We start from the raw sequence: 6,416 nt of genomic DNA, 5'->3' as shown, positions 1-6,416 counted from the left end.
GTCATTGGTCCAGTCAATCGTGGAACCCGCGCCAGAGAAGCTCAAGCACGAACCCGGTGCCGAACAGGCCGAGTAGCGGCAGATGATGCAGATCGGACATGAACCATGCTCCCGGTCGGAAAGCAGAACATGGCGACTAGGAGACATCGACACTGAGGAGAGCGTCGGTAGCTTCGCTGTCCACATCTGAATGTCACCATGCTCAGCGTCGTGAGCGGGGCGACGCTGGCGGCGAGCACAGCCTGACGTGGCGACGGTGTGGCGGCATGCCGATATTGCGATTCTCTTGTCTGAGCGCGAAATCAGCTCGGCGGCGATGCTGCTGCTGGCGGCGCCGGTATTCATCACCGCCATTATGTTGATGTTCCTGTTCGCCCTCAAGCTGCGCTGGCTGCCGTCGACCGGCTACGTACCGTTCCGGGCCGACCCGCTCGGCAATCTCGCGCATCTGGCGCTACCTGCGCTTGCGATCGGCTTGTCGGAATGGCCGCCGCTGTTCGCCGTGCTGCGCGCCGACATGATCCAGACCCTGCAGCAGGATTACATCGCGCTCGCCAGGGCCAAGGGTCTTGGTCCCGCCTTCATCCTGCTGCGGCACGCGCTCCGGCCGTCATCGTTCACCCTGGTGACGATCACCGGGCTGCAGGTCGCCGCAGCGATCGCAGGCGCGCTGGTGGTGGAGACGATCTTCGGCCTGCCAGGAATAGGCCGCATGCTGACAGGCGCCGTCTACAATCGTGACATGATGCTGGTCCAGGGTTGTGTCGCGATCATTTCCGTCGGTTACGTACTTGTCAATTTCAGCGTCGATTTGTTTTACGCGCTGCTCGATCCCAGAGTTCGCCGATGAGAGCGACCGCTGAAGGCGAGGTCCGAACTGCGACGCCGGTAGCCCCTGCGCTCGCACGCCATCGTCTCGGTGCACGCTTCTGGATTCCTATGGCCTGGATCACATTGGTCGTCGGGCTGGCCGCCACCGCCAACCTGCTGCCGCTGCGTAGTCCGATCGATTCCGATTTTAGCGCCATCTCCAGCTGGCCCGATGCAGCCTACTGGTTCGGCACCGACCAGCTCGGCCGCGACATCTTCGCGCGCTGCGTGTTCGGCGCGCGGATTTCTCTCGCCGTCGGGCTGCTCGCGCCGGCTTTCGGGCTTGGCGTGGGCATTTCTCTTGGGTTGGCCGCCGGCTACTTCCGGGGCCGCACCGAATCCATCATCGTCGCAGTTATGGACGCGATCCTGGCCTTTCCCGGAATCCTGGTCGCCCTTGCGGTTACGGCATATCTCGGCGCCAGCACCGCGATCCTGATCTTCCTGCTCGGCGTCCTCACGATCCCGGCGTTCATGCGCGTCGCGCGCGCCAATGCGCTGGTGTTCGCCCAGCGCGAGTTCGTGCTGGCGGCGCGCGCCATGGGCGCGACCCATTGGCGGGTACTGAGGCTCGAAGTCCTGCCGAATGTCATCATCCCCATGCTGATCTATGCGCTGCTCGTGGTCTCCCGCATCATCGTCGTGGAGGGTGTGCTGTCCTTTCTCGGTTTGAGCGTGCCGCCACCGCAGCCAACATGGGGCAACATGATCGCGGACGGCCAGGGCGATCTCGCGACGTCGCCCTACATCTCCTTCATCCCCTCTGCACTGATGTTCCTGACGCTGCTGTCCATCAACCTGATCGGTGAACGTCTGCGCGCCGATGTCCGCGGCAGCGCGCTATGACAGAAGTGCCAACCGCCGTCCTTGAAGTGACCGACCTTGCGACGCACTTCCATACGGCGCGCGGTATCGTGCGGGCGGTCGACGGCGTATCGTTTTCGATCGAGCCGGGGCAGACTCTCGGCATCGTCGGCGAGTCCGGTTCCGGCAAGAGCGTCCTGGCACGGACCATCATCCGCATTCTGACCAGGGACGGCTCCGCCACCGTGACCGGCCGCATTGCACTCGATGGCCGCGATTTGTTGACGCTGTCCGAGACTGACATGCGCGACGTTCGCGGCAAGGACATCGCCATGGTTTTCCAGAATCCGATGTCGTCGCTCAATCCGGTCAAGCGGATCGGCACCCAGATCGGCGAGGTACTCACGCGCCATCTCGGCCTGCGTGGCCGCGCCGCGCAAATCCGGTCGGTCGAGCTGCTCGCCTCCGTCGGAATTTCCTTGCCGGCGGAGCGCCTGAACCACTATCCGCACCAGCTGTCCGGCGGCATGCGCCAGCGGGTCGCGATTGCCATCGCGATCGCCTGCGAGCCGAAACTGCTGATCGCCGACGAGCCGACCACCGCACTCGACGTCACCATCCAGGCGCAGATCCTCGACCTGCTGCGGCGCCAGCAACGCGCGCACAATATGGCAATGATCCTGATCTCGCACGACCTGGGTATGGTCGCGGCGCACACGGATCTCGTGGGCGTGATGTACGCAGGGCAGATGGTCGAACGCGCCCCGACGCGGTCGTTGTTCCATGGTTGCCACATGCCCTACACCCGGGCCCTGATCCGTTCCGCGCCGAAACTGTCCGACCCGCCGCATACGCGGCTGCGCGCGATCTCGGGCGGGCCGCCCGACATGCTGCAGCCGGCGATCGGGTGTCGCTTCGGCCCGCGCTGCGACTACGCGACCGACATGTGCCGTTCCTACAAGCCGGCATTATCGGCGGCCGATGCGGACGGAACGCATCTCTATGCCTGCTGGCATCCGCTTGTCGCAGGCCGAATATTGCCATGAAGCCGGACGAACTCCTCAGTGTCGAAAATCTGTCGGCGACCTACAGGCTGCCGCACGGCCGCAAGCTCAGCGCCGTCGCCAATATCAGCTTCAGCATTCACAAAGGCGAAACCCTTGGTTTGGTCGGTGAATCCGGCTGCGGCAAGTCGACGGTCGGGCGTTCGATCATGCAGCTTCCGCCGCCGACGGGCGGCACGGTCATCTTCGAGGGGCGCGACCTCGCAAGCCTCGGCGGCGAGGCGCTGCGTCGCGCACGGATGCGGCTGCACATGATCTTCCAGGACCCGGTTTCCTCGCTTAATCCCCGCCGCAAAGTGCGCGACATCGTGGCCGAGCCGATGGCGATTGCCGGAGTGGTGACCGCGCCGGAACGCGTGCGCCGCGTGCGCATCGCGCTCGCGGCCGTCAGCCTCGATCCCGATCGAGTGATGGACCGCCGCCCACACGAGTTTTCCGGCGGCCAATGCCAGCGCATCGCTATCGCCCGCGCGCTCATCATGGAGCCGCAGCTCGTCATCTGCGACGAACCAGTCTCGGCGCTCGATGTTTCGGTACGTGCACAAATCCTCAATCTACTGGAGGATATGAAGGCGCGCTACTGCCTGGCGCTGCTGTTCATCAGCCATGATCTCGCGGTCGTCAAGAACATCAGCGACCGCGTCGCCGTGATGTATCTCGGCCAGTTCTGCGAGCTTGCGCCGTCGGCGCGGCTCTACCAGGCGCCGCTCCACCCCTACACCGCGGCACTGATCGCCGCCATTCCCGTAATGGACCCCGACCGGCGCCCGGCTGCCCCACCGCTGCTCGCTGGCGAATTGCCATCGCCCATGAATCCGCCGAGTGGCTGCCGGTTTCGGACACGCTGTCCGCGCGCAGCAGCGCATTGCGAGGAACTCGAACCGGCATGGCGAGAAGCCGAGCCCGGCCATTTCGTCGCTTGTCACTTTCCGCTGCGGCCGGCGAGGTGAATTGGCGCTGACGGCTGCTGCTGACAGATATGTTGTGCGACAGGTGACGCCACTCCTGGCGCAGCAAGCCCGGAACGATGCTGCACAACTGCCCGCAACCATCCAGAGCCGATCGTCATGCCACGCACACATCCCGCTGCGTCAAGTTCGATCGGCAGAATGGATACGCCAACGCCGTGAAATTCATCCACCACAGCCTGGGCGCGCAACATCGATATCAGGCCGTCGCGTTCCCTCAATATCATCGTCATGGTCTGTGTCACAATTTGCGGCCGCACGGCAACGGCCGAGCAGATCTTCGATGAATGCGCGAGGTGTGTTGAGGGGCGCCGCCACCCACGGGAATGTCGCAAGATCCTCTTTTAGCAGCGTCGCTCCGCCTGCGCAGGATGGCCAGCCCACGCCACCACCGCGTGCGTCGAACAGCGTCTACTCGACGCCAGCCAACGCGAAGGACCAAATTGCCGGCGCAACCAACTTCAAACCATGATCCGGCGACGACGCTGCGCTCGTCGGGAGGCAAGAAAAGCAACGCCCGCAAACACGCGGCAGCCGCAGGAGCGTCAGCATAGCGCCACTTCAGGCAGAACGCGGGACCGACTGCTGTCCCGAGACCGGTTACCAAGGCACCCGCAGGAGGTCAGCATCGCGCCGCCGCGGAACGCGGCGGGACCCGGCACCGAGTGCCTCCGGCGAGGGACACACCGATGTGCGCGGGATCAAAGCCGAGGGCCGAGACGCTGCGCGGCTCTGTTTACGAGAGCCCGATGCGGCCTCTGCTGCACGCGCCAAAAGCTCAGCTCAAAAGCCTTAAGTTCTTTGGAGCGACACCTCTTCGCGAGCCATGGACTGTGCATCGTAGATTCTGACCCGAAGCATCGGAAAACGGCGTTTCAGCCCTTCCGCACCCGCCTTTGCCTCGTCTCTGGTCGTAAACTCGGCTTTTAGTCGCCATCCACTTCGAGCGTGCAACCTGATGGTTGGCCCGCCGCCTGCGGAAAAACAACTTGGGCGACCGCACAGGATATTCCGGTGGTGTCGACCGACAGGCTTAGAATTCAGATGTATGGCAGCTCGTCCGTTCCGGGCAGCCAAGGTTCAATCTTCAGGACGGCGAGAGCGAAAGTTGCATCCCTTATGCGCGCAGGATCCGACGCAATTCTTGTCGTTCAGGTGGCCCGAATGCGTATGGTATTCGCGTGCTCCGCGCATGCAGACGAACGGCCCTCCTTGGGACGAGTGCGGTCCGGGGTTGAAGACGCCGCCCGGCGGAGGATCGGTCCACGGCTGGCCATCCGGCTTCAACATTGCGATCGCAGGCGGCAGTTCGTCGAAGCTGTCGCCCCGAAACCGGAGCGGCTTGATGTATTCGACCGTAACGTCAAGGCCGGGATAGTCGCGGGCGTTCACGATCAATTTTGCCGCGCGGATCACTGGTGCTAATTCCAGCGTCGGCGGCGCTCCTCATGGTTCCAATCGGCGGCATCTGCCGGATTGCAGAACAAAAGCGGAAAGTGTAACCCATGTGTCCGGTACGTCTCACCTAGTCTCGGGTCGCTCGCCCACGGCTGCCGAACCTGCGATATCTCATCCAATCCTCCGGATGAGGCAGCTCAGGTGGCCGCAGCAAGCTTGCTCGGCCTGAGCTCATCAGCGCGGCGGAACGTAATCCCACCTCATGGCCCGGGTTGGGAACCGGCACCATTCGGGATCATGGTGTTGAGGGCCGGGCGCTCCGCGACGGGCCGAGTTTCCTCGGATCCTGCGCGGAGTAACGCCACCTTAGATCGGCCGACGGTTGAGCTACATCCGTCGAGCGGAAGTGACATCCTCAGATGAGGCAACACGGGTCAATTTTGCGCGCCGAATGACGTTCACTACATCGTTACCCTGCGGGCATCGCTGGCCGCTTTCTTGGGCTGCGCGAGTTTGCGAGGCCGCCACTCGCAAGCGATTGCTCGGCGGTTGCGGACGAAGCTCGACCACCTCTGCCGCGAGCGCGAGGCGCTGCGGGAAGCGGCGCGACCGCGGCAGCCGGACCGCGCACGCGATCTTGAAATCAGGCCGGCCCAACGGCGGTCGCCGTCTATCGTTGTCATTCGCCGGGCGGAATTGCGAGCTCTGTGCCGGCAGGTAAGGAGCCGGCTCCTGGCACTCCGGAATTCGAACTGCAAGAGCGACTTCGCCGGAATGAAATCCGACGCCGCGGTGGCGTCTAGCCCTCCTTCAGGATCGACTTGACCTCCGCGACCGGCCAGCTTTCGCCTTCGGGGATCGCGCGCACCTTGGCGCCGGCGCCGACCAGCGCATGGGTGCTGACGTCGTCCTCGATCGGCTCGACGACGAGCTGGGTCTCGGGCTTCCAGTCGAGGGTCAGATCGAGATCTCCGGGGAAGATCTGCCACCGCGAGCCGTCTTCCAGCTCGACGACGTGGCTTTCGGAATGGGAGCGGATCCTCATCGCTTGGCCGCCAGCGTCATTCTCTCGACCGACTTGAGGTGCGTCAGTCCGGAGACGACCAGCCGCTCCTCGTCGGTCTGACCGGCGGCGACCTGGCCGAAGATGTGGTCGGTGAGCGCCTTGCGGGCCTGCACGAGCTCGGCGCGATCGCGCTCCTTGAACTTCTCGAAGACGGCCATGGCTCGCTCTATGGCGGCGGGAGCTACCGAGGTTTCGATCTCGTCCGCTACGCTCACCGCCGGACCTCCGCCCGTTCGGACCAGCGGG

Annotated in this window: 7 protein-coding genes; 4 read left to right on the top strand and 3 right to left on the bottom strand. The window is 64.2% G+C overall.

Annotated features, from left to right (window positions below; genetic code table 11):
• Positions 1 to 247 precede the first annotated feature (247 nt).
• Genes JOZ76_RS13790 through JOZ76_RS13775 form a run of 4 tightly spaced genes read left to right on the top strand, consistent with a single transcriptional unit; the run spans position 248 to position 3,688 of the window.
• Complete coding sequence (locus JOZ76_RS13790; protein ID WP_291699180.1) at positions 248 to 850, top strand: ABC transporter permease; 603 nt, start codon at positions 248 to 250, stop codon at positions 848 to 850.
• On the top strand, positions 847 to 1,716 hold the full coding sequence (locus JOZ76_RS13785; RefSeq protein ID WP_291699179.1) for an ABC transporter permease: 870 nt from the start codon (positions 847 to 849) through the stop codon (positions 1,714 to 1,716). The genes JOZ76_RS13790 and JOZ76_RS13785 overlap by 4 nt, the downstream gene beginning before the upstream one ends.
• Positions 1,713 to 2,720, top strand: coding sequence for an ABC transporter ATP-binding protein (locus JOZ76_RS13780; RefSeq protein ID WP_291699178.1), 1,008 nt, complete (start codon positions 1,713 to 1,715; stop codon positions 2,718 to 2,720). Before JOZ76_RS13785 ends, JOZ76_RS13780 begins: the two co-directional genes overlap by 4 nt.
• Positions 2,717 to 3,688 (top strand): ABC transporter ATP-binding protein, encoded by a 972-nt coding sequence (locus JOZ76_RS13775; protein WP_291699177.1) that lies wholly within the window; start codon positions 2,717 to 2,719, stop codon positions 3,686 to 3,688. The genes JOZ76_RS13780 and JOZ76_RS13775 overlap by 4 nt, the downstream gene beginning before the upstream one ends.
• On the opposite strand, the gene JOZ76_RS13770 is transcribed toward JOZ76_RS13775, so the two are convergent.
• The 3 genes from JOZ76_RS13770 to JOZ76_RS13760 form a co-directional block, all read right to left on the bottom strand.
• Positions 3,661 to 3,939 (bottom strand): hypothetical protein, encoded by a 279-nt coding sequence (locus JOZ76_RS13770; RefSeq protein ID WP_291699176.1) that lies wholly within the window; start codon positions 3,937 to 3,939, stop codon positions 3,661 to 3,663. The two genes, JOZ76_RS13775 and JOZ76_RS13770, sit on opposite strands and share 28 nt — an antisense overlap.
• Before the next feature lie 1,964 nt (positions 3,940 to 5,903).
• Positions 5,904 to 6,149 (bottom strand): hypothetical protein, encoded by a 246-nt coding sequence (locus JOZ76_RS13765; protein ID WP_291699175.1) that lies wholly within the window; start codon positions 6,147 to 6,149, stop codon positions 5,904 to 5,906.
• A partial coding sequence (locus JOZ76_RS13760) for a hypothetical protein (protein WP_291699174.1) occupies positions 6,146 to 6,416 on the bottom strand: 271 nt, incomplete at its 5' end. The genes JOZ76_RS13760 and JOZ76_RS13765, both read right to left, overlap by 4 nt.

It is taken from the genome of Bradyrhizobium sp. (assembly GCF_019244115.1).
In the GTDB taxonomy this organism is placed as follows: Bacteria; Pseudomonadota; Alphaproteobacteria; order Rhizobiales; family Xanthobacteraceae; genus Bradyrhizobium.
Note: the sequence above shows the minus strand (reverse complement) of the source record. Positions and strands in the feature narration are given on the sequence as shown.